The organism is Kitasatospora sp. YST-16 (genome assembly GCF_026802215.1).
In the GTDB taxonomy this organism is placed as follows: domain Bacteria; phylum Actinomycetota; class Actinomycetes; order Streptomycetales; family Streptomycetaceae; genus Kitasatospora; species Kitasatospora cineracea.
The window spans coordinates 6,564,371-6,586,817 of record NZ_CP113837.1 but is presented as its reverse complement, the minus strand read 5'-3'; the positions used below and the strand labels follow the sequence as shown (position 1 = coordinate 6,586,817).

The window sequence follows — 22,447 nt, the reverse complement described above, 5'->3', positions numbered from 1 at the left end:
GTTCAGTGCTGCCAGACGCCGATCCAGGCGACGTGGAGTTGGGCGGTGTCGGTGGTCGGGGCCTCTTCGAAGCCGACGGCCAGGTTGATCAGGAGTTCCATGGGGGTGTCGGGGATCGCGGCGGGGTCGGTGACCTGGAGGCGGGGGGTGCCGTCGACGTACCAGGTGATGCCGTCGGGTTCCCAGTCGACGCCGAAGACGTGGTAGCCGGCCGCGAAGTCGACGGGGCCGTAGCGCTGGTGGGCGTTCGCGTCCCGGCCCTGGGGGGTGCGGCCGTGCAGGTTGAGGTCGACGTAGCGGTTGGAGTTGATGAACTCGGCGACGTCGATCTCGGGGAGGCCGCCGCGGGTGGCGGCGGGCAGCAGCCAGAAGGCGGGGAACATGCCGGTGGAGTCGGTGGGGGCCTGGATGGCGGCGGCGACGTAGCCGTAGGTGAAGGTGTGCCGGGGCTGGGCGTTCCAGTTGTCGCGGCCGGTGGAGACCAGGCCGGAGGTCCAGGGGTAGGTCTTGCCGTCGCTGCCGGTGGTGGCGCGGCGGGTGGCGGTGAGGGTGAGGGCGCCGTCGGCGACCGTCACCTGGCCGGGGCGGTACCACTCGCTCTCCTGGTTGCCCGCGTTGGTGCAGCCGTTCTGGTTCCAGTCGTAGCAGGTCGTCCAGTTCGCGGAGTCGAGGCCGTGGCCGGTGAAGTCGTCGTACAGGGCGGGGTGCCAGGGCCGGGGGCTGTCGGGCGGCGCGGCGGGGGGCTCGGTGGCCGGGACGCCGGTGGGGACGGTGGAGGCGGTGGAGGCGGAGCCGCGCGGGTCCTGCATGCTGCCGACGGCCGGGCCGCCGCAGGCGGTGGCGGTCAGCAGCGCGGCGGCCATCCAGATCCGCCCGCGTCCCTTCCGCCCGGGCCCCGCCGCTCCTCCCGATCCTCCCGGTCCTCCCGGGCCTTCCGGGCCGCCGGGTGGCTCCCGCCGGACCGCCAGAACCAGCACGGTGGTCAGTACGGCGAGCACCAGGACCACCCGGGCGGAAGTGAACTGCCGTGCCAGGTACAGGGTTTCGGTGACCAGCGCGGTGAGCGCGGCACTGACCGCGACGGCCAGCACCGCCGTCGACCACCACTCGCCGGGCCGCAGCGCCGGGCGGGCGAGCCGGACGGCGGCCGCACCGGGGCAGCCGAGCAGGAACGCGGCGACGGCCGCGACCCGCAGCGGGCCGGCGGCGGGCAGCGCGGTCGCGGCGAGCGCGATCCAGCCGGAACCGGCCAGCAGCAGCGGCCACCGGCTCCCGGGGTGTCGCCGGACGGCTTCGAGGGTCCTGCTCATGACGCGCCTCCTTCCGTGACGGATCCGACGGATCCGACGGATCCGACAGGCCCGACGGGCCCGGCGCCCCGGACCGGCCCAGCACCCCCGGCGCCCCCAGCACCCCCGCCAGGCCCGACCGGAGCCCTCGGCCCCGAAGGCCCCGCCGGCCCCGCAGGCCCCGCCGGCCCCGTGGGCCCGGCCGGGGCGGTGGGCGGCAGGTACTGGTAGACGATCGCGTCGGGGCTGCTGTACACCGGCCGCAGGGCGGTCAGGTGGGCGGCGGTGTACTGGATCTCGTCGACCGCGGCGGCCGGGAGCAGGCCGGTGAGCCGGCAGGCGGCGAGCTGGGCGCGGGTGAGCACCAGGTAGGAGGGCTGTCTGGTGGAGAGCGCGTCGGTGAGGGCGGTCTGCGGGTCGGTGGCGAGCAGGAGGCGGCCGGCGGGGTCGGCGTCGGTGAGGATGATCCACGCGTGCTGGTCGTAGTGGAGTTCGCCGCCGGGTTCGTCGGAGGTGAGGGAGACGATCCGGGAGCCGGGTGGGGTCTGTTCGGTGGCGTAGCGGACGGCGGCGGCTTCCTGCGGGGTGAAGTGGTTGACGGCTTCCTTGCTGTAGTAGCCGAACAGCAGTCCGCCGAGCAGGGCGAGCAGGACGGTGCCGGTGACGGCGGGCCGGACGGGCGGGTGGGGCAGGCCGGGGGCGAGCAGGGCGGCGATCAGGAAGGAGGTGGCGGGCAGCGCGAACAGGTAGGCGCGGAACAGCATTTCGCCGTCGTAGCCGTTGGCGAGGAGCAGCACGAGCGGGGCGAGCAGCAGCAGCGGCAGGGTGGTGCGGCGGACCCAGCGGCGGCGCAGTACGGCGGCGAGGGCGAGCAGCAGGACGGCGGCGGTGGTGGCCCGGTCGGTCCAGGAGGCGAGGACCTGTCCGGCGGCGGCGGCGCCGAGTTGGGCGAGGCCGGAGACGGCGTTGCGGTCGGGGGCGGCGAGGGCGGCGATCAGGCTGTGCAGGTTGGCGGCGACGAACGGGCGGGCGACGGTGGCGTCCCAGGCGACGGTGAGGGCGAGGGCGGCGGCGAGGACGGGCAGCACGGTGCGGCGGTTGCGGCGGGGCAGGGCGAGGACGGCGAGCGAGCTGACCAGCATGACGGGGGTGAGCTGGTGCGAGGAGGCGATCGCGGCGATCAGCACCAGCAGCAGCGCGTACGGGCCGGCCCGCCAGCCGAATCTCCCCGCTTCCCGTCCTCGCAGCGAGAGTTGACGCATCGTCAGGGCGATGACGGTGACGTACAGCAGGTAGGCGAAGGCCTGCGGGGAGAAGTAGTCCTGGCCGACCCAGGAGGTGGCGTAGTAGAGCCACAGGGCGCACCAGACCAGGCGGCGGTCGCGGGTGAGGCTGCGGAAGAGCAGCAGCAGCGGGCCGAGCAGCAGCAGGTTGGCGATCAGCGGGTACCAGGAGGCGTAGCCGAGGGCGGAGTGCAGGCCGGTGGCGCGCAGGACGAGGGCGTGGAGGGCGAAGAAGCCGGGCCACTGGTTGTAGACGTCGAGCTTTCCGGCGTCGGGGACGGTGCCGCCGTGGCGGAGCATCGCGTCGACGACGGCGATGTGCTTCCAGGCCCAGGAGTAGCGCAGGGTGGGGTAGAGCAGGCTGGGGGTGGCGTGCACGAAGGCGATCAGGGCGAGGACGTACCGGGCGAGGTGGCGCTGCGGCAGCCAGGGGGTGCGCAGGGCGGTGAGGAAGCCGGCGGTGAGGACGGCGAGCGCGGCGTAGTAGGTGGGCGGGAGGGCTTGGAGCAGGCCGAGGTCGCCGATCCGGTCGAGGCGGGTGGTGCGCAGGGCGGTCAGCCAGAGCAGGACGGCGAGCGGCAGGGCGTAGCGGACGGTCCGGGCCCGCCGAGGGGTGGCCGTCCGGGTGGCGACGGGGCGGCGGTCGGGGTGGCGGGGGGCGGCGGGGCGCAGCGGGGTGGCGCCGGCCGGGGGTCGGTGGCGGGTGCGGTCCTGGCGGGTGCGGTCACGGCGGGCTCCTGGCCGGGGGTCACTGGCGCGGCGGTCCGCCGGTGGGGCGGCCGAGGCGGGCGCGCAGGCGGCGGTAGGCGCGCCAGCCGAGGGTGGCGGCGCTGTCGCGGAGCGGGCCGGTACGGGTGGCGCGCAGGTGGATCCAGTCCTCGAAGGTGCGGGGGGTGGTGGTGTTCAGGACCATCAGGCGGCAGATCCGCAGCGGGTCGTCGGCGGCGGAGCTGAGCGCGTTGCCGACGGCGGCGGCGGAGGTCCAGCCGGCCCGGGCGACTTCGCGGCGGACGGCGGGGCTGTGGTAGCCGTGGGGGTAGGCGAAGGCGGTGGCGGGGTGGCCGAGGGCGTCCTCCAACTCGCGTTTGCTGCCGGCGACTTCCTGCCGGAGCCGGTCGGGGCGGGCGGTGTCGAGCGGGAGGTGGGTGCGGGAGTGGCCGCCGATCTCCAGGCCGAGGGCGTCGAGGGTGGCGACCTGCCGCCAGTTGAGCATGGGGGTGGGGGGCAGCAGGCTGCCGCCGGGGAGCGCGCCGGGAGCGTGGACGGCGCCGGTGGTGAGGTAGACGGTGGCGGGCAGGCCGCGGTCGGAGAGGATCGGGGCGACCGTCCAGTAGAAGTCGGCGTAGCCGTCGTCGAAGGTGAGCACCGCGCAGTGCGCGGGCAGCGGCGGGCCGCCGTGCAGGGCGGTGACCAGCCGGGCGAGCGGGACGACGGACAGTCCGGCGTCCTGGATGCGGTCGAGCTGGGCGCGGAAGGTGTGCGGGGCGACGGTGTAGGGGGCGAGCCAGGGCGGCGGGTCGTCGGACACCGAGTGGTAGAGCAGCACGGGGGCGACGCTCATGGCGCACCCCGTCCCTGTCGTGCACCGTCGTTCTGACGGTCCGTCAACTGCCGTGCCCTTCCCAGGAGGTAGCCTCCGGTGGTGAGCAGGACGCCGGTGGTGAGGGCGGTGGCGGTGCCGAGCCGGCCGTGGCGCAGGGCGGTGCCCAGGGCGGCGGGGACGGTGCGGCGCAGGTAGGCGCGTTCGCTGGCGAGGGCGGGGCCGGGGCCGCTCCGGCGGGCGACCAGGGCCTTGGAGCGGCCCTCGGCGAGGCAGCGGGCGGCGAAGTAGCGGGGGGTGGCGCGCTGCCGGGGCACCTGGTGGCGGACGGCGGCGGCCGGGTCGTAGTGCATCCGGGTGCCGGGGTGGCGGGCGGTCAGGCGCAGGCACAGTTCGGTCTCCTCGCAGCCCGCGGGGTGGCGGCCGACCCGGCCGAGTTCGGTGCGGAAGCCGCCGGCGGCGCGGGCGGGCGCGGTCCGGAAGGACATGTTGGCGCCGATCAGGTTGCGGACGTCGCCGGGTTGCCGGGGCATGCCGCTGTGGCTGCAGCCGACCACCCAGTCGAAGGCGGGCGGGAACCAGCGGGGGCGGCCGTGCTGCCAGTGCGGGGCGACGAGTCCGCCGGCGCCGAGGACGTCCTGGTCGCGGTAGGCGGCGAGCAGGGCGGCGGTCCAGCCGGGGCGGGCGGCGGCGTCGTCGTCGAGGAAGGCGGTGACGGTGCCGCGGGCGGCGGCGAGCGCGGTGTTGCGGGCCCCGGACAGGCCGGGCCGTTCGCGGTTGGCGAGCACCGTGACGTCGGGCAGCTCGCGGGCCATCCGCTCCAGCCGGTCGTTGTGGTCGATGACCAGGAGCAGTTCGCCGGGCGGCGGGCTCTGCCGTCGCACCGAGTCGACGGCGGCCTGCAGCAGGGTCCAGCGGTCCGGGGTGTAGGCGCAGATCGCCACCGTCAGCTCGGCGGCGGTCGGGGCGGGGCTGGTGCTCATGTCGGCTCCTCCTCGGGGCGGGGGCGCCCGGACGCCGGCGCGGGGGCCAGCAGGCGGGGCAGGGCGGCGAGCAGCGGCAGGGCGATCGCGCATTCGGCGATCAGCCAGGCGGCGCCGATGCCGGTGAGGCCGAACGGCGGCAGCAGGGCGGCGGTCAGGGCGACGACGGTGGCGGCGAAGGCCAGCCGGATGCCGACCATCCAGGGCAGTGCGCGGCGGACCCGGGCGATCTGCAGGACCACGTTGGGCACCGTGTTGGGGATCGCGGACAGCGCCATCAGGCGCAGCGCGGTGCTGCCGCGGGCGGCGTAGTCGGGGCCGAACAGGCCGAGGATCCAGGGTGCGGCGGCGGCGATCGGCAGGGCGGCGGCGGTGACCAGCAGGGTGGAGTGGCGCAGCAGGCGGCGGGCGTGCTCGGCGAGCCGGGCCGGGTCGCGGGTGCCTTCGACGACCAGCGAGTGGCCCATGCTGAACGCGGCGACGTACAGGGTGGAGGCGATGACGTACGCCAGCGAGTAGTAGGCGCTGCCGTCGGCGCCGAGCCGGTCCAGCACCATCAGCGGGAGCACGGTCGTCCCGGCGAAGGTGAACAGGTTGCCGAGGTAGTCGGCCCCGGCCCAGCGGGCGATCCGTTCGGGCGGGCGGGGGCCGCCGGTGTCCGCGGCGGGGGCGGCCTGGTGGGCGGGGACGGCGCTGCGGAACAGCACCAGGTTGGTGGCGGCGATGGCCAGGACCAGGGCGGCGGCCCAGGAGACCAGGATGCCGGTGCCGACGGCCAGCGCGGCGCACAGCGCGAGCAGTGCGGCCTTGGCGACCGCGAACAGGGTGTTCTCGCCGAGCACCCAGCCGGCCCGGCGGACGCCGGTGAGCGCCCCGTCCTGGAGCACGAACACGGCGTACCCGGCGGTGGCGGCGACGAACGCGACGGCCAGCACGGGGCGGCGCAGTTCGCCGAGCGCGGGTGCGACGACCGGGACGAGCAGCAGGAACGCGACGGCGACGACGGCGCTGCCGGCCGCGGCGACCAGGTAGCAGCGCAGCACCAGGCTCCGGGTGCGGCGTCCGGCGGTGGGGACGAACCGCACCAGGGCGTCGCCGAGGTTCAGGCTGCCGAGCGTGGACAGGAACATCGTCGCGGACAGCGCGGTGTAGCTGCGGCCGACCTCGGCGGCGCTGTAGGAGCGGGTGGCGAGCACCCAGAACAGCGAGCCCAGTCCGGCCGACAGCAGCGAACTCGCGGCCAGCAGGTGGCCGTTGTGCAGCAGCGGCTCCTGCCGGGAGCGGGCCGTCAGCGCCCGGACCCGGGCCCGCAGCAGCGTCGGGTAGCCGCACGTGCAGGGTTCCGCGGCGGGGTGGGGCCGGATCCGGGCGCCGGTGCTCATCGCCCGGCCCCGTCCGCGGGCCGCCCCGGGTGCCGTTGCCGGTCGGTGCGGCGTTGGGCGTGCAGGCTGCGCAGGTAGCCGAGCGGGCCGTACAGCAGGCCGAGCAGTTCCCGGCGGCGCAGCGCCCGCAGCAGCGGGTCGTCGGCTCCGGCCGGGGCCGCGCCCCGGTGGGCGGTGCGCCACAGGCCGCGCGGCAGCAGCGGCAGCAGCCCGGCCAGCAGCCGGGGTTGGCGGCGGACGGCGGCGGCCAGGTAGGCGCCGAAGCCCGCGCCGAGGCCGAACGCCTGCGGCGGCAGGGTGTCCAGGGCGCGCCGGTGCGGGTGCCACACCAGCGCGTCGGGCCGGTAGCTGACGGTGTGTCCGGCGGCCAGCACCTGGAGGAAGGCGAGCAGGTCCTCGCCGCCGTACGCGGGGGTGCCGGTGCCGGTCGCGGGGTCGAACCCGCCGACGGCCCGCAGCACGTCGGTCCGGAAGGCCATGTTGGCGCCGGTGCCGAGCCGTCCGGTGGCGAACGGGTACAGCGGGTCGCCGGTCCGGGTGCGCAGCGTGTAGTCCCGGGGGGCGAACCCCTTGCCGTAGCCGCTGTAGCGTTCCAGCAGCAGTTGGGCCAGGGTGTCGAGCTCGGCCGGCATCACCAGGCCGGTCACGCAGGCCGGGCCGGGGGCCGCCCGGAACCCGGCGACCAGGGCGGGCACCCACCGCTCGTCGAGGATCAGGTCGTCGTCGGCGAACGCGCAGATCCCGCCCCGGGCCGCCGCCAGCCCCCGGTTCCGGGCCCGGGCCAGCCCCGCCACCGGCTCGCGCACGTACCGCACCCGGTCCCCGTACCGCTGCGGCAGCAAGTGCCGGACGGCGTCGTCGGCGGGCGCGTTGTCCACCACGATCACGTCGAGGGACGGGTAGCCGCCGCGCAGCAGCGAGTCCAGGCAGCGCACCAGCAGTTCGGGCCGGTTGTGCGTGCAGACCACCACGCTGACCACCGGCCCGGCCGTACCGGCACCGTCCTCCGGCTGCTCCCCGCCCGCCCCGAACCGCTGCCGCGCCGCGGCGTACAGCGCGGCGTGCAGGCGGTCGGGGCGGTCGGCGTCGGCGGTGACGGTGCCGAGGGGGTGGCCGGCGGAGCGGACGAGGGCGAGGGTGGGGCCGGTGGGGTGGTAGGGGGTGCGGTGGCCGGGGCGGTGGAGTTCGCCGGGGCGGGCGAGGTCGAGTTCGGCGACCCGGACGGGGGGTGCGGTCGGGGTGTTCATGGTCGGTCAGCCTCCGCCGGGGGTGCGGTGCTGCTGTCGGCGGGTGTAGAGGTAGCGGGGCGGTCCCTGGGCGAGGCCGCGGCGTTCCATCCGGCGCAGGGCGCGCAGGCGGCGGCAGTCGAGGGGGGTGTCCGCGGCGGGGGGCCGGTGGCCGCGGTGCCAGCCGATCGCTCCGGCGGGCAGTCGCAGCAGCAGGTCGCCGAGCAGCGCGGGGTGGTGGCGCAGGGCGGCGGCGAGGTAGGCGCCGAAGCCGATGCCGAGGCCGCTGACCTGGACGGTGAGGGCGTGCAGGGTGCGCCGGTGGCGGTGCCAGACGACGGCGTCGGGCCGGTAGGCGACGGTGTGTCCGGCGGTCAGGACGAGGTGGAAGGCGAGCAGGTCCTCGCCGCCGCGGGCGGGGGTGCCGGTGCCGGTGGCGGGGTCGAACCCGCCGAGGGTGCGCAGCAGTTCGGTGCGGAAGGCCATGTTCGCGCCGATGCCGCAGCGTCCGGTGGAGTACCGGTCGAGCGGTCCGGCGCCGGGGGCGTCGAGGTTCCAGTCGCGGGGGGTCCAGCCGCGTTCCGTCCCGGCGTAGCGTTCGAACAACTGCTGGGCGGGGGTGTCGAGTTCGGCGGGGACGACGAGTCCGGTGACGCAGCCGGCGCGGGGGTCGGCGGCGAACGCGGCGGCCAGGGCGGCCAGCCAGCCGGGGTCGGCGAGGGCGTCGTCGTCGGTGAAGGCGCAGAGCGTGCCGCGGGCGGCGGCCAGGCCGCGGTTGCGGGCCCGGGAGAGTCCGGGGGCGGGTTCGCGCAGGTAGCGGATCCGGCCGGGGTAGCGCTCCGCGACCAGCCGTTCGGTGTCGGGCCCGGCGGGGGCGTTGTCGACCAGCAGGACTTCGACCGTCCCGCCGGGGCCGGCCGCGGTGAGGGTGTCGGCGGCCCGCAGGACGGAGTCCAGGCAGTCGGCGAGCAGTTCGGTGCGGTCCCGGGTGCAGATCACCACGCTCATCCCGCCGGCCGGGCAGCGGGCCGCCCGCGGCGCCGGCCGCCGCGCCGACTGCCCTTCCGGCCCGCCGCGCTCGCCCGGTGCTGCGGGGGCGTCCGGCACTGCGGGGGCGCCCAGTTCCCGATGAGCGGCGGCGGCCAGCGCCCGGGCGAGCGCGGCGGGCGGCCGCTCGTCCCGGTGGCGTGCACCATGCCGAGCGGGTGTCCGTGCAGCCGCACCAACGCCGACACGCGTCCGTCGGGGGCGGCGGGGCCGCGGCCGCCGGGCGAGCGCACCTCGCCCGGGTCGGCCAGGTCGAGTTCGACCACGGTGACGGGGGTGTGCGGCGAGGCGGGTGCGGCGGGCGGCGGGCAGGCCGCGCGGTGGCGCCGGTCGCGGCCGTTCATCGTCCTTCCCCCGCGCCGGGGCGTTCGGCGAGCAGGGTGCGCAGCACTCTGCGGCCGTCGGAGACGGCGTGCAGGTGGGAGCGTCCGCTGCGGCGGGGGAGTTCCAGGCTGGGGACTTCGGCGATCCGCAGTCCCGAGCGCAGCGCGTGCGCGATCATCTCGGCCTCGATCTCGAACCCGGTGGCGCGCAGGTCGAGTTCGGCGAGGAAGTCGCGGCGGAACGCGCAGTAGCCGTAACACAGGTCGGTCAGCAGGGCGCCGTAGAGGCGGTTGACGACCAGCAGCAGGGCCTTGTTGCCGAGCGCGCGCAGCGGGGTGAGGTCGAGCGAGCCGCCGCCGGCCATCCGGCGGGAGCCCTTGACGAAGTCGTAGCCGTGGTCGAGGAAGTGCAGGAAGTGCGGGATCTCGCCGGGCCACATCGAGCCGTCCGCGTCGATCATCACGATGTACTCGCCGGTGGCGGCGGCGAATCCGGTGCGCAGCGCGCTGCCTTTGCCGGGGGCGCTCTGGGCGACGTTGCGGACGGCGGGGCGGCAGGTGCGGGCCATGGCGACGGTGGCGTCCCGGGAGGCGCCGTCGACCAGGATGACCTCGTCGACGCAGCTGGGGATCTGCTCGAACACCCAGGGGATGTTGCGGGCTTCGTCCCGGGCGGGGACGACCAGGCTGACGGTGTGTCGGGTCCGGTAGTCGCCGGAGCGCCGGCTGGGCCCGCGGGTCAGCGGCCGGGCGGGGGCCCGGTCGCCGGTGCGGCGCATCGGCGCGTGGTCGGCGATCCGGTCGGCGGCCCGCCGCCGGGGGCGGGCGTCGGTGGGTGAACTGCCGTCCAGCAGTGCGTGGTTGGCTGGGGGTTGCCCGGTGGGCAGGGTGGCGCTCATCGCGGTGTGCCTCTTCGCCGAGGCGGAAGCGGGCAGGTCGGTGCCCGCACGGAGGACGGGTGCGGCGGTCGGGGACGCCGGCGCGTCGAGGCGTCGGTGTGCCGGGGCGTCAGGACGTCGCCGCGGTGGTGGTGCTCCCCCCGGTGCTCCCCCGCTGCCCGGTCTCCCTGCCGGTCCCCCGTCGGGACGGTCGGCGCCGCAGAAGGGCGATCGACGTCCGGGGCGCGTGGTGCGCCGTGCGCGGCCCGCTCGGCGGGTTCGGGAAGAGTGCCCCGTACCGGCGGTGCCAGGTCCTCATCGTGCGCCCGCCGCCGACGGGCCGTCAACCCCCTTCGCCCACCTTTGTCCGTTTCTTCCGCATGCTCCGGGCGCTCCGCCGGCCCGGCCGTCCCGGGAACGGAGGGTCCGGGGGTCCGGAGCGCCCGGGCGGTCCGGCACCGTGTCCGAAACTGCCAACCCGGGCCGGGACCCGCGCGGAGGGGGCCGGCGGCGAGGTCTCAGCTCTCGGGGCCGGACTCGAAGGTCTCGGACGTCCCGTTCTCGGGCGACCCGTTCTCGGACAGCCCGTTCTCGAACGACCTGCTCTCGGACGGCCCGTTCTCGAACGTCTCGGCCTCGGCGATCCGGCGGGCGATCTCGGCGGGGCGCACGGGGCGGCCGAAGTGCCAGCCCTGGGCGAGGTCGCAGCCCATCAGGCGCAGGCGTTCGGCGTCGGCGCGGCTCTCCACGCCCTCCGCGGTGACCGACAGGCCGAGGGTGTGGGCGAGCGAGACGAGGCCGCTGACGATCCGCCAGCCGAGGTGGGTGTCCTTGGCGGGGTCGTGCAGGTCGCCGACGAAGGAGCCGGCGATCTTGAGGTTGGAGACGGGCAGGTCGCGCAGGTAGGCGAGGTTGGACCAGCCGGTGCCGAAGTCGTCGACGGAGAGCGAGACGCCCATGTCGACCAGGGCGTGCAGTGCCTTGAGCGCCTCGTCCTCGGGGCCGACCACGGTCGATTCGGTGATCTCCAGCTGGAGCATCGACGGGTCGAGGCCGGTGCTGCGCAGGGTGCGTTCGATGTCGCCGACCAGCCCGGCGTTGCGGGCCTGCCGGACGGCCAGGTTGACGCTGAGCCGGGGGGCCCGGTCGCCGAACCGGGCGACCCAGTCGGCGGCCTGCTCGCAGGCCTGCTCCAGCACCCAGCGGCCGAGCGGCATGATCAGCCCGGTCTCCTCGGCGACGCCGACGAACTCCTCCGGGCCGAGCACCCCGAGCTGCGGGTGGCGCCAGCGCACCAGTGCCTCGACGCCGGTCATCACGCCGGAGGAGAGGTCGACCATCGGCTGGTAGTCGATGAAGAACTCGCCGTGGTCCAGGGCGGCGGGCATCCGCACGGAGACGGCGTACCGGCTGACGGCGCGCGCGTTCTCCTTGGGGTCGAACAGCGTCCAGCGGCCGCGGCCGGCCTCCTTGGCGCGGTAGAGCGTGAGGTCGGCGGCCCGGACGGCGGCGCCGGGGGTGGTGGTGGCGATCCGCCGCTCCAGCACGCCGACGCTGGCGCCGACGGCCAGCCGGTGGTCGCCGATCACCACGGGTTTGGTGAGCGCGGCGAGGACGGTCTTGGCGGCGGCGACGGCCTCCTGCTCGCCGCGGCAGTTCTCCAGCAGCACCACGAACTCGTCGCCGCCGAGCCGGGCCACCATGTGCCCGAGCGGGCTGAGCGCGTTCTCCAGCCGGCCGGCCACCACGGTCAGCAGCTGGTCGCCCATGTCGTGGCCGAGGCTGTCGTTGACGATCTTGAAGCCGTCCAGGTCGACGTAGCACAGGCCGAAGCGGACGTCCGGCTCCGGGTCCTCGAAGAGCTTCTCCAGGCGCTCGAAGAACGCGGCCCGGTTGGGCAGGCCGGTCAGCGGGTCGTGGGTGGCCTGGTGGCGCAGCCGCTCCTGCAGGCGGTAGCGGTCGGTAACGTCCTCCAGCATGGCGACCTGGTAGAGCGGCGCGCCGTCGTCGTCGCGGATCAGCGAGACGGTCAGGTGGGTCCACACCACCTCGCCGTCGCGCCGGTAGTACGGCTTGTCGAACTGGAAGTACTCGCGCTTGCCGCTGATCAGCTCCTCGTACGCCTCCCACACGCCGGGGGTGTCCTCGGGGTGGACCAGGTCGTTGACCCGCACGCCCCGCATGTCCTCGGGGCCGCCGCCGAAGATCTCGCCCAGGGCCCGGTTGACGGCCAGGATGTTGCCGTCGGTGTCGCCGAGGCCGATGCCGATCGCCGCCGACTCGAACAGGGCGCGGAAGCGGGCCTCGGAGACCCGCAGGGCCTTCTCGACCTCCTGCCGGGCGGTGTCGGCGGCCAGCCGGATCGCTTCCTGCTCGCGCAGCGTGCGCTCGCGCAGGGCGGCCGCCCAGCCGGCCGCGAAGGCGCCGCCGAGCTCCGGGCCGCGGCCGTCGGGGACGGGGCGGCGCTGGAGCAACTGGACGGCGTCGGCGAGCAGTTGCGGGTCGGTGAACTGGTTGTCGATGAGCAGCGCCCCGACCTGGCCGGCCAGGTCGGGGCGGAACGGGTGCTCCCGGGCGGCGCGGTGCAGCAGTTCGGAGGTGCGGGCGATCAGCGGGTTGAGCACGCCGGGGCGGACCGCGGCGCCGTGCCCGGTGCGGAGCATGGCCGCCCAGGCGTCGTGGAACTCGGCGGCGTCCGCACCGGGCACCCCGTCCGGACCGGGCAGCCCGTCCGAACCGGGCAGCCCGTCCGAACCGGGCACCCCGCCCGCGCCGGGCGGTGCGTCCGCGTCGGCCGGCCCGGTCACCGTCCGGGGGTCCGGGTCGGGCGCCCCGTCCGGGCCGGGTGACTCGTTCACGACAGGCGCCCGACGCCGGCCATGCCCGTCATCCGCTCGGGGTGCGGGCCGACCGACGCCGCGTCGTCGGGGTGCCACTCGGGCAGGTAGACGACGCCGGGCTCGACCAGCTCGTAGCCCTCGAAGAAGGCGGTGATCTGCTCGCGGCTGCGCATGGTGAGCGGCGTGGGGGTGGAGCGGTACAGGCTCTGGTGGGAGCCGGCCTGGTCGGGGCGGCCCTCCAGGGAGGCGTGCGAGAGGATCAGCATGCTGCCGCTGGGCAGCGCCTCGCGGAGCTTGGTGAGGATCCGGTCGGGGTGGTCCTCGTCGGTGACGAAGTGCATGACGGCGTTCAGGATCACCGCGACGGGCTCGCCGGGGGCGAGCAGTTCCTCGACCTCGGGGCGGGCCAGCAGGTCGTCGGTGTTGCGCAGGTCGGCGTCGACGATCCGGCAGCGCGGGTCGTCGGCCAGGATGAGGCGGCTGTGGGCGACCGCGACCGGGTCCATGTCGACGTAGACGACCCGGGCGTCGGGCTGGTACTCGCGGGCCACCTCGTGGACGGCGCCGAAGGTGGGGATGCCGGAGCCGATGTCCAGGAAGCGGCTGATCCCCTCCTCGGCCGCGAACTGGGTGGCGCGGCGCAGGAAGGCCCGGTTCGCCCGCATGATCTTCGGCAGGTCGGGCCAGAGCTCGATCGCCTTGCGCGCCATCTGCCGGTCGACTTCGAAGTTGTGCGAACCGCCGAGGTAGTAGTCGTACACCCGGGCCGCGTTCGGCTTGTCGAGGTCGGTCCCTGCGGGCACCCAGTTCGGACGCGCCATGACGGCACTCCTTCCGGCCTTCCGGCGTGGCAGTCGAAAATGGCAAGAGGACATAAAGATCTTCCTACACCTGCGATCCGCGCCGCAAGCCACGGCGTCCGAACGGTGGCGTGGCGCGTCCCGCGTGGCGGTGGCCCGCGATCGGCGCAGAATCACCCCATGGGCGGTCGCATCGAGGACTACGCGCTCCTCTCCGATCTCCAGACCGCCGCCCTGGTCGGCAGGGACGGCTCGGTCGACTGGCTCTGCCTGCCCCGCTTCGACTCCCCCAGCTGCTTCGCCGCACTGCTCGGCACCCCCGAGCACGGCGCCTGGCGGATCGCCCCGGTCGGCGCGGGCGACTGCACCGGGCGCCGCTACCTCGGCGACACCCTGGTGCTGGAGTCCCGCTGGCGCACCCCGGACGGCGAGGTGAAGGTGACCGACCTGATGCCGCACCGGGACCGCGCCCCGCGGCTGGTGCGGATCGTCGAGGGCGTCAGCGGCGCCGTCCCGGTCCGCGGCGAGCTGCGGCTGCGCTTCCACCACGGCCGGGTCGACCCGTGGGTGCGCCGCACCGAGCACCACCGGGTGGCCGTCGCCGGGCCGGACGCCGCCTGGCTGCGCGTCCCGCCCGGCGTGCACACCTACGGCGCGAACGGCTCCGCGGCCGGACCGGGCACCGGGGCCGGGCTGGCCACCGTCTCCGAGTTCACCGCGCTGCCCGGCGTGCGGGTCCCGTTCGTGCTGACCTGGCAGCCCTCCCACCTGGCCACCGCCCCGCGCACCGACCCGGAGGCGCTGCTGGCCGCGACGCTGGCCGACTGGCGCGCCTGGGCCGGGCAGCTGAGCTACCGGGGCGAGTGGCGGGACGCGGTGCTGCGCTCGCTGCTGACCCTGAAGGCGCTGGCGTACGAGCCGACCGGCGGGATCGTCGCCGCGCCGACCAGCTCGCTGCCCGAGGTGCCGGGCGGGGAGCGCAACTGGGACTACCGGTTCTGCTGGCTGCGCGACTCCGCGATGACGCTCTCGGCGCTGCTGCGCGGCGGCTTCCGGCAGGAGGCGGCGGCCTGGCGCAAATGGCTGCTGCGGGCGGTGGCCGGCGACCCGTCCGACGTGCAGGCGGTGTACGGGGTGGCCGGGGAGCGCGGCCTGCCGGAGACCGAGGCCGACTGGCTGCCCGGGCACCTCGGCTCGCGGCCGGTCCGGTTCGGCAACGCGGCCGTCGGGCAGCTCCAGCTGGACGTCTACGGCGAGGTGGTGGACACCCTCGACCTGGCGCTGCGGGCCGGCCTGCCGATGGAGCGGCAGGTCTGGGGCCTGCTGCGCACCCTGCTCGGCTCGCTGGCCGCCCGCTGGCGGGAGCCCGACGAGGGGTTGTGGGAAGTGCGGTGCGGGCGGCGGCAGTTCACCCACTCCAAGGTGATGGCCTGGGTGGCCGCCGACCGGGCGGTGCGGATGGCCGAGGCCACCGGCCTGCCCGCCCCGCTGGAGCAGTGGCGGGCGCTGCGCGACGCGGTGCACGCCGAGGTGTGCGAGCGGGCCGTCGACCCGCGCCGCAAGGTGTTCGTCCGCTCGTACGGGGCGACGGAGTTGGACGCCGCCACGCTGTTCGTCGCCACCACCGGCTTCCTGCCGCCGGACGACGAACGGGTGGTGCGCACCGTGGAGGCCGTCCGGCGCGACCTGGACCACGGCGGGCTGGTGCGCCGCTACCGGACGGGGGCGGCGGACGGCCTGACCGGTTCCGAAGGGGCGTTCCTGGCCTGCTCGTTCTGGCTGGCGGACGCGCTGGCGGTGATCGGGCGCCGGGCCGAGGCGCGCGAACTCTTCGTCCGGACGGCCTCGTTGGCCAACGACCTGGGGCTGCTCAGCGAGCAGTGGGACCCGCTGGCCCGGCGCCAGCTGGGCAACACCCCGCAGGCGTTCACCCACGTCGCCCTGGTCAACACCGCTTTCCGGCTGGGGAGTTGAGGTCTTCCCGGATCGCCCGGCCCGGGAACGGCAACCGCCCACCTGCAGACTCTGCAGGTGGGCGGCGCCTTCGGGGTGGTGCGCTGCGGCTTCGTCCCGCGTCAGTCGGGCTCGGCCGCTACCCGCTGCGTGCTACCGGCTGCCTGGTGTCAGCTGGTGGCGGTGCAGGTCAGGGTCGGGACGGCGTTGCTGCCGGAGTAGCTGGCGCCGAAGCCGAAGCTGGTGGTGCCGTTCGCGGCGACCGCGCCGTTGTAGCCGGCGTTGTTGACCGTCACGGACTGGCCGGACTGGCTGACGGTGCCGTTCCACAGGTTGGTGACCTGCTGGTTGCCCGCGTAGGTCCAGGTGACCTTCCAGGACTTGATCGCGGTGTTGCCCGCGGTCACGGTGACGTCGGCGTTGAAGCCGGCGCCCCAGTCGCTGCTGACCTTGTAGGTGGCGGTGCAGCCGGCGCTGCCGGTGCCGGTGCCGGCCTGGGTGGTGGCGGTGACGGCCGCGGCGGCGGAGAGGTTGCCGGCCGCGTCCTTGGCCTTGACCGTGTACGAGTACGCGGTGGCGGCGCTCAGGCCCGAGTCGGTGTACGAGGTGCTGGTGGTGGACCCGATCAGGGTGCCGCCGCGGTACACGTTGTAACCGGTCACGCCGACGTTGTCGGTGGAGGCGCCCCAGGTCAGCGAAGCGCTGCTGGAGGTGGTGGTGGCCGCCAGGTTGGTCGGGGCGGTCGGCGCGGTGGTGTCGGTGGTGCCACCGGCGGAGGTGGTGACGCTGAGCGCCGCGGAGGCCGCGGAGACGTTGCCGGCCGCGTCCTTCGCCTTGACCGTGTACGAGTACGCGGTGGAGGCGCTCAGGCCGGTGTCGGAGAACGAGGTGCTGTTGGTGGACCCGATCAGGGTGCCGCCGCGGTACACGTCGTAGCCGGTCACGCCGACGTTGTCGGTGGAGGCGGTCCAGGTCAGCGCGACGCTGCTGGAGGTGGCGGTCGCCGCGAGACCGGTCGGGGCGGTCGGCGCGGTGGTGTCACCGGTGCTGGTGCCGAGCGCCGGGTAGGCGTTCTTCAGCAGCTCCTGGAACTGGGCCGAGAACCAGTGGCCCGCGAGCGGGGCGTTCGGCAGGGCGCCCGACATGTTGTTGTTGTTGCGCGCGTTGCCGGTGTACGTCGGGTCGCACATGGCGTCGAAGCCCTTGCCCTCGTCATTGGCGATGGCCGAGCTCGCGCCGTCCGACTCACCCGGAGGCTTCACCCACACGTACGCGGCGATGCCGTCCTCGGGGGCCGCCTTCGGGCGCTCGCCGAGGCCCGCACCGGACTGGTTGCACCAGTTGCCGGTCTGGAAGCGGCGGTCGATGCGGCTGCCGTCGACGTACGCGTCCACGGTGGTCTTCGGGCCCGGGCCGGTCGGACGGTTGGCGCCGCCCCAGCCGTTGCGGGAGGTGTCGATGATCATGCCGATGTTCGAGTTGAACCCGGACGCGATCGCCTTGGTGCGCCACGCCTTGGCGAAGGACGCCTCGTCGACGTAGTTGTTCCAGTCGACCCACTTGCTCTGGCGGACCGTGGTGCCGTTCACCGAGTCGGTGACGCTGAAGTTGGGCTCGTGCAGCGCGCCGTAGTTGGCGGTGTTGACGACGAAGCCCTGCACGTTGTTGAGCGTCGAGCCGGACGCCGTGGCGGCCTGCTTGATGACGTCGATGGCGGGCTGCAGGTTGGAGTCCCAGCCGAGCCAGCCGTGGTGGCCCGCGTCCACGTAGTTGTAGACGTTCGGGATCGCACCGAGCTTGTTCAGCGCGTAGCCGACGCCGTTGATGTAGTTGCCGTTGGCCTTCATGGTCTCGCAGTTGGTGGTCGACGTGTTCGTACCACCAGCGTTCGTGACCAGGTTCGGCAGCGAGTCGAGCTCGACCGTGGTGACGATCCGCAGGTTCGCGTAGGCCGGGTCGGCCAGGATCGCGGCGATCGGGTCGATGAACTCGCTCTCGTAGCGCGGCAGGTCGGTGGGGCCGAGCTCGCCGTTCGAGGCGAGGGCGGCACAGTCGCGGCCCGGCAGGTCGTAGATGACGACCTGGAACACGTACGGCTTGCCCGCGGCCTGCTTCACCGCGGCGTTCAGGTGGTCGCGCAGACCCATGCCGCCGTTCACGCCGTTGATGGCCGCGATGCGGTCCAGCCAGACGAAGGTCGGCTGGTTGGCGACCGCCGAACCGCCCGGCTCGGCGGCGGCGTTGGCGGACCACTCGGGGTTCACGTAGACCCCGGCGCCGACGAAGGGGTTGTCCACACGGGTCGCCGCGTGGGCGGCGGTGGTCGACATGGCAAGGGGGAGGACGGTCGCGGCGCTGAGCACCGCAGCCGCTGCCGCCGTCCGGAGACGGCGCGTCAGGTTCGACGACACGGTAAGGGAGTCCTTTCGGGTGGGGGACGGACTCGACGGAAACGCTCCCAACTAATGGGAGCGCTCCCATACTTGGCCTGGGCTGAGGCGAACTCAGCTCGGGGACAACCGATATGAAGCCATGACCTTGCACTCCCGTCAAGAAGTTCGACAGAAACCGTGGGAGCGCTCCCGCCGATCCCCGATGGGCACCGTCCGCCACGGGCGGCCGCCCCGCCGCTCCCCCGCCCCGGCCCCGGGCCGCCCGCCACCAGCGGCCCAACGGGCCTGCCGGGCACCACGGTTCACCGCCGCACCAGCAGGTTCCACCGGCCCCGGCCCTCGCACCCGCACCCGCACCCCGGCCCGCCCCACTCGGGGCGCCGGCCCGCGGCCCCGCCACCGCCCACCCCGGGGCCGCCCCGCCGCCCGGGCCTGCCACCGGCGGGACGGAACGCCGCCGGCCCGCGCGCGGGGACACGCCCCTCGGCGGGCGCTTTCCGGCCGAACTTGCTTCCTGCACAAGCCCGTTCACTTCCCTGGGCCCCGCTTCCACCCGGCCGGGAGCCCGCCGCGCCCCCGCAGCCGGCCCGCCCGGCGCCGCCGACCGGCCCGCGGCGCGAAACTTTCACGCCCGCCCCTCCCGGCGCCCCGGGGCCGCCCCTCCCGGAGCCCGAGCCACCGCCCTCGGCCCGGGCCGCCGGGCGAATTCGCGCGTCGCGGCCGGGTGCGGGGCGGGGGCGTGGCAGGCTGGTCCCTCGATCCGGAGGAGGAACCCGTGGCAGTGCGACCCCTGTTCGACGACGACCAGCGCCGGGCCCGGCTCGCCCGGCGCCATCGGCTCGCGCCCGGCACCGCGGCCGACCGGGCCGAGCAGGTGGTGGACGACCTGGTCGCCGTGCACGCCACCGACCCCGCCACGGTGTTCCTCGCCGTCGCGGCCCGGCTGGCCGCACCGGGCACCGCCGACACCGAACGGGCCCTGTACGCGGACGGGACGGTGCTGCGCCGCCACGGCATGCGCAAGACCCTGTTCGTGGTCCCCGCCGACCTCGCCCCGGCGCTGTACGCCTCCACCACCGCGAAGGCCGCCGCCGCCGAACGCACCCGGCTGCTCAAGGACTTCGCCGCCTCCGGCCGGGACGCCGCCTGGACCGCCGGTGCGCAGGACGCCGTCCTGGCGGCGCTGACCGCCGCGCTCCCCGACTCGCCCGACGGCCTGACGGGCAGTCAACTCGGTGACCTCGTACCGCAGTTGCGCGAGAGCATCGACTACGGCGTCGGCACCTCCTACCAGACCGCCCAGCCGGTCGGCATGCGGCTGCTGCGCCTGCTCGGCATGGAGGGCACCCTGGTCCGCCGCCGCCCGCTGGGCGGCTGGACCAGCAGCCGGCACCGCTGGGTGCCCGGCCCGCCCCTCCCCGCCGCCCCGTCCGCCGCCGAACGCGCCGCCGCGCAGGCCGAGTTGGCCGGGCGCTGGCTGGCCTCCCACGGGCCCGCCACCGAGGACGACCTGGTCTGGTGGACCGGCTGGGGCGTCCGCGAGGTGCGGGCCGCGCTGGCCGCGTGCGCGGCCGTCGAGGTCGAACTCTCCGGCGGGGCAACCGGGTTCGTACTGCCCGACGACCTCGCCCCGGTCGCCGACCCGGCGCCCTGGGCGGCCCTGCTCCCGGCCCTCGACCCCACCGCGATGGGCTGGAAGCACCGCGACTGGTACCTCTCCCCCGAGCACCGGCCCGACCTGGTCGACCGCTCCGGCAACCTCGGCCCCACCGCCTGGTGGAACGGCCGGATCGTCGGCGGCTGGGCCCAGCGCCCCGACGGCGAGGTCCGGCTCGGACTGCTCACCGACCCCGGCCCCGAGGCCCGCACCGCCCTCGCCGCCGAGACCGCCGCCCTGCGCACCCTGCTCGCCGACACCCGCGTCACCCCGCGCTTCCGCACGCCCCTCGAACGGCGGCTCGGCGACTGACCGGACCGGACCGGGCCGGACCGGACCGCCGGGCGGGCGGGCGGGCCCGGGGTCCGGCAGCCCGTGGCGGCGGGACGGCGGCGCCCGGTTCCAGTGCACGCCCGGTTTCAGTGCACGCTCGGTGGTGTCAGCGCACGCCCGGCGCCAGGCGGTCGAGCAGGGCCCGGAGGTCGTCCACGGTGGCGGCGGCCTGTTCGGGGTCGGCCAGCCGGACGGACTCCAGGCGGACCGCCGCGAGGTGGCGGGCGGTGTAGAGCAGGCGGCGCCAGGCGGCCTCGGGGTCGCCGGCGAGGGGGCCCCAGGTGTCCCAGAAGGCGTCGCGTTCGGTGCCGGGCCGGCGGGCGGCCATGAAGATCGTCCAGTCCGCCTCGGGGTCGCCCCAGTGGGCCCGGTCGCAGTCCAGGACGCCGGTGATGACGGGGGCGGGGGCGTCCGCGGCGATCATCAGGTTGATGTTCCACAGGTCTCCGTGCAGGAGCCTGGGTTCGGTGATCCGGTCGAGGACGGCGCGGTGGCGGCCGGCCAGCGCGATCAGTTCCTCGACGTCGTCGAACGGCGTGCCGGTGTCGGCCAGGTCGGCGGCGGTGTCGGCCAGGCCGGCCAGGACGGCCTCGCTCCAGGTGCGGTGCCCGGGCCCGGCCACGGGGCCGAACCAGGGACCCCGGACGCCGTGGATCTCCCGGGCCACGGTGCCGAGTTGGGCGTAGAAGCCGCGCCAGGCGGGGCGCGGGTGCAGCGGCAGGCCCTGCGGGGCGGGCAGCCCGTCCAGGAAGGTCTGGAACAGGTGGTCGCGGCCCAGCACCTGGTGGGTGAAGTCGGCGGCCAGCACCCGCGGCACCAGGTGCGCGACGGGGGCCAGGTACGGGACGGTCGCGTACTCGTTGCGCATCAGGGCGCGTTCGCTGCGGAACTGCCGGTCCGGCTCGGGGGCCACCCGCAGGACGGTCTGCCGGCCGTCGGCGAACTCCAGCCGGTAGGTGGAGTTGTACATGCCGCCGCCGAGTTCGACCGCGGCCAGGACCTCGGCGCCGGGGCCGAAGGCGCGCCGGCACATCTCCTCGATCGCCTGCGGCGGCACCGCCTGCTGGAACGCCCCGGGGGCGCGGTCGATGGGCTGGTACTTCATGGGTCCGGTTCACTCTTCCTTGTGGTCGGGGGACGTGCGGAGCTGCGGGGGCGGCTGCTTCTGCGGGGACCCGGGCCCGGAGTCGGGTCCGGAGCCGGGCTCGGGAGCGGAGTTGAGCTCGGCGGCCAGGTCGGCGATGCGCAGCAGGGCGTCCCGGCAGTCCTGTTCGGTGGCGGCCTCGACCAGCGCCGTGCCGATCCGGATGCCGGAGTTGGCGTCCATGGCGGGCATCACCTCGCCCGGCTTGATCTTGATCTCGACGTCGACCACGCCGGGGATCCGCTCGACGTGCTCGCGGCCGATCCGGTTGACCGCTCCGGCGAGGGTCGGGATGTCGGTGAATCCGACCACCCGTCCGGCCGAGCCGCCCGACTCGGGCAGTCCGCCCGGGTCGGCGGGTCCGCCGCCGCGGTCCGGTCGTTCGCCGGTCACCGCGCGGACTGCGGCGGCCCACAGGTCGATGCCGAGGACGCGTTCGGCGAGCGCGCCGATCATGTGGCCGCCGGGGCGGGCGGCCAGTTCGCCCGCGGTGAACCCGCCGGGGCCGCCGAAGACTTCGAAGTGGAACACCCCGTCGCGGTGGCCGAGCGCGGCCAGTGCCCGGCCGGTGAGTTCGGCGGCCTCGCGGTAGAGGGCGGGGTGGTCGGCGGGCGGCAGCGAGACGGTGGCGGCGGGGCGGCCGCGCTTGGTCTCGATCAGCGGGACGAGGTAGCGCGAGACCAGCAGGGCCGCGAGGGCGCCGTCGCGGACCAGCCCGTCCAGGTGCCACTCCTCGCCGGGCACCCGGTGCTCCACCAGCAGCCGTCGCCTGGTCTCCGACTGCGCCACCAACTCGGCTGCGAGCGCGTCGAGTTCGGCCGGTCCGTCGGCGGCGGCGACGCCGATGGTGGCCGCTCCGGCGGTCGGCTTGACCACGTACGGGGCGGCCACCCCGGCCGCGGCGGCGGCCCGGGCGACGCTGCCGCGGCCCGCGTCGGGGACGACGGCCCAGTCCGCGGTGGGGATGCCGGCGGCCCGCCAGGCCGCTTTCTGCAGGGCCTTGTCGCGGCAGCGCAGCGCCACCTGCGGGTCGATCGCCCGGGCGCCGAGCAGGCGGCCCAGCAGGGCGGCGGGCACCATGCCGTGCTCCTGGACGGAGACCACCGCGTCCACGGATCCGTCCGCCCCGTCCCCGTCCCCGTCCCCGTCCGGTCCGGCGGGGCCGAGCGCGCCGACGTGGTGCAGGGCGGACCACAGCGACTCCACCACCAGGTAGGAGTCGACGGCGCAGGCGTGGGCGAGGCGGTCGCGGTAGGGGTCGACCCGGCGGTGCTCGCCGCCCTCGTAGAGCAGGGAGACGGTGTGGCCGTCGGCCAGCAGTGCCTCGATCGCCTCCGACCGGGCGCCGATCAGCACCACGCGCATGGCAGTCCTCC

At 75.5% G+C, this 22,447-nt stretch carries 16 protein-coding genes; 2 read left to right on the top strand and 14 right to left on the bottom strand.

What is annotated here, in order from left to right; translation table 11 throughout:
- Nucleotides 1-2 precede the first annotated feature (2 nt).
- From OU787_RS29685 to OU787_RS29635, 11 genes are all read right to left on the bottom strand, one after another.
- The gene (locus tag OU787_RS29685; protein ID WP_268661220.1) at nt 3-1,310 is read right to left on the bottom strand and encodes a glycoside hydrolase family 16 protein; all 1,308 of its coding nucleotides are present in this window, start codon (nt 1,308-1,310) and stop codon (nt 3-5) included.
- Complete coding sequence (locus OU787_RS29680) at nt 1,307-2,950, bottom strand: glycosyltransferase (protein ID WP_268661219.1); 1,644 nt, start codon at nt 2,948-2,950, stop codon at nt 1,307-1,309. The genes OU787_RS29685 and OU787_RS29680 overlap by 4 nt, the downstream gene beginning before the upstream one ends.
- Nucleotides 2,951-3,320: 370 nt before the next feature.
- Nucleotides 3,321-4,133 (bottom strand): polysaccharide deacetylase family protein, encoded by an 813-nt coding sequence (locus tag OU787_RS29675; protein WP_051817033.1) that lies wholly within the window; start codon nt 4,131-4,133, stop codon nt 3,321-3,323.
- Nucleotides 4,130-5,095: a glycosyltransferase family 2 protein gene (locus tag OU787_RS29670; protein WP_051817032.1), complete on the bottom strand. Its 966-nt coding sequence runs from the start codon at nt 5,093-5,095 to the stop codon at nt 4,130-4,132. The genes OU787_RS29675 and OU787_RS29670 overlap by 4 nt, the downstream gene beginning before the upstream one ends.
- Nucleotides 5,092-6,477 carry a lipopolysaccharide biosynthesis protein gene (locus tag OU787_RS29665; protein WP_030460678.1) on the bottom strand — a complete coding sequence of 462 codons (1,386 nt, stop codon included), beginning with the start codon at nt 6,475-6,477 and terminating at the stop codon, nt 5,092-5,094. The genes OU787_RS29670 and OU787_RS29665 overlap by 4 nt, the downstream gene beginning before the upstream one ends.
- Nucleotides 6,474-7,724 carry a glycosyltransferase family A protein gene (locus tag OU787_RS29660; protein WP_268661218.1) on the bottom strand — a complete coding sequence of 417 codons (1,251 nt, stop codon included), beginning with the start codon at nt 7,722-7,724 and terminating at the stop codon, nt 6,474-6,476. The genes OU787_RS29665 and OU787_RS29660 overlap by 4 nt, the downstream gene beginning before the upstream one ends.
- Nucleotides 7,725-7,730: 6 nt before the next feature.
- On the bottom strand, nt 7,731-8,702 hold the full coding sequence (locus OU787_RS29655; RefSeq protein ID WP_268661217.1) for a glycosyltransferase family 2 protein: 972 nt from the start codon (nt 8,700-8,702) through the stop codon (nt 7,731-7,733).
- Between the two features lie 5 nt (nt 8,703-8,707).
- The gene (locus OU787_RS29650) at nt 8,708-9,094 is read right to left on the bottom strand and encodes a hypothetical protein (protein WP_268661216.1); all 387 of its coding nucleotides are present in this window, start codon (nt 9,092-9,094) and stop codon (nt 8,708-8,710) included.
- Nucleotides 9,091-9,972 carry a glycosyltransferase family 2 protein gene (locus OU787_RS29645; protein ID WP_268661215.1) on the bottom strand — a complete coding sequence of 294 codons (882 nt, stop codon included), beginning with the start codon at nt 9,970-9,972 and terminating at the stop codon, nt 9,091-9,093. Before OU787_RS29645 ends, OU787_RS29650 begins: the two co-directional genes overlap by 4 nt.
- 497 nt (nt 9,973-10,469) lie before the next feature.
- Nucleotides 10,470-12,809 carry an EAL domain-containing protein gene (locus OU787_RS29640; protein ID WP_268661214.1) on the bottom strand — a complete coding sequence of 780 codons (2,340 nt, stop codon included), beginning with the start codon at nt 12,807-12,809 and terminating at the stop codon, nt 10,470-10,472.
- Entirely contained in the window at nt 12,806-13,612 is an 807-nt protein-coding gene (locus tag OU787_RS29635; protein ID WP_268661213.1) for an SAM-dependent methyltransferase, read from the bottom strand. The genes OU787_RS29640 and OU787_RS29635 overlap by 4 nt, the downstream gene beginning before the upstream one ends.
- A gap of 159 nt (nt 13,613-13,771) precedes the next feature.
- On the opposite strand from OU787_RS29635, the gene OU787_RS29630 reads away from it, so the two are divergent.
- Nucleotides 13,772-15,565 (top strand): glycoside hydrolase family 15 protein, encoded by a 1,794-nt coding sequence (locus OU787_RS29630; protein WP_268661212.1) that lies wholly within the window; start codon nt 13,772-13,774, stop codon nt 15,563-15,565.
- A gap of 149 nt (nt 15,566-15,714) precedes the next feature.
- Here the strand turns inward: OU787_RS29630 and OU787_RS29625 are convergent, their stop codons facing one another.
- Complete coding sequence (locus tag OU787_RS29625; protein ID WP_268661211.1) at nt 15,715-17,874, bottom strand: glycoside hydrolase family 6 protein; 2,160 nt, start codon at nt 17,872-17,874, stop codon at nt 15,715-15,717.
- 838 nt (nt 17,875-18,712) lie between these two features.
- Between OU787_RS29625 and OU787_RS29620 the strand changes: the two genes are divergently transcribed.
- A complete protein-coding gene (locus OU787_RS29620; protein WP_268661210.1) occupies nt 18,713-19,906 on the top strand; it encodes a winged helix DNA-binding domain-containing protein in 1,194 nt (397 codons plus the stop codon).
- Between the two features lie 127 nt (nt 19,907-20,033).
- Here the strand turns inward: OU787_RS29620 and OU787_RS29615 are convergent, their stop codons facing one another.
- The gene (locus OU787_RS29615) at nt 20,034-21,032 is read right to left on the bottom strand and encodes a phosphotransferase family protein (RefSeq protein ID WP_268661209.1); all 999 of its coding nucleotides are present in this window, start codon (nt 21,030-21,032) and stop codon (nt 20,034-20,036) included.
- A gap of 9 nt (nt 21,033-21,041) precedes the next feature.
- Entirely contained in the window at nt 21,042-22,436 is a 1,395-nt protein-coding gene (locus OU787_RS29610) for a hypothetical protein (protein WP_268661208.1), read from the bottom strand.
- Nucleotides 22,437-22,447 lie beyond the last annotated feature (11 nt).